Below are 679 nucleotides of genomic sequence, written 5' to 3'. Positions count from 1 at the left end.
CCACGGTCACGCCCATGGCGGCGAACTCGGCTCGGCAGGCGCCTTGCAGTTCGGCATCGCCTTCATGATCGCCACCGCCCTCCTGCATGCCGCCGGCGTCGCGCTCGGCTTCGGCATTGCCCGGCTCAGCCCTTACATCGCCCGTATCCTCGGCGCCGCGACCGCGCTTCTCGGTATGTCGCTGGCATTCGCGTGAGCCCCGGTCACGCGCCAAGATTACCGAAATGTAAGGGATCCCGGCTTTGAAATGCCGGAATCCCTGCCTACCTTGTTGTTCACGGCAAACGCCCCCAAGGAGGCAAGCATGTCACCCGAAGAACGCCAGCTCCTCACCGCCCTTTTCGACCGCGTCCGCACCGCCGCAGCCACCCCGCGCGACCGCGACGCCGAAACCCTCATCGACCAGGCCACCCGCGAACAGCCCTACGCCACCTACTACCTGGCACAGGCAGTCATCGTCCAGGAAAAGGGCCTGGAAGCCGCTTCCAACCACATCAAGGAACTGGAAGACCGCGTCCGCCAGCTTGAAGCAGAGACGAGCGATCATCACCGTGCCGAACAGAGCGGCGGGTTCTTGAGCTCGATCTTCGGCACCGGCCAGGCCCAGCAGTCCCCTGCCCCGCAGCCCGGTCTTCGAACCGGCCCCGGTCCGCTGCAAGCGCCCCAGGCAGGCCCTCAG

The 679-nt window shown here is 66.4% G+C and carries 2 protein-coding genes; both read left to right on the top strand.

Translation table 11 applies throughout. From position 1 onward, the window contains the following. Positions 1 to 196, top strand: a 196-nt coding sequence (locus MOV61_RS30140; protein WP_247139205.1) for a HupE/UreJ family protein, incomplete at its 5' end; no start/stop codon positions are given. Positions 197 to 304: 108 nt separating this feature from the next. Then, positions 305 to 679 (top strand): DUF2076 domain-containing protein (locus MOV61_RS30135; RefSeq protein ID WP_247139204.1); only part of this gene is annotated, 375 nt, incomplete at its 3' end.

It is taken from the genome of Neorhizobium sp. BETTINA12A (assembly GCF_023006485.1).
Taxonomy (GTDB): Bacteria; Pseudomonadota; Alphaproteobacteria; order Rhizobiales; family Rhizobiaceae; genus Neorhizobium.
This window is presented reverse-complemented; position numbering and strand designations above follow the sequence as displayed.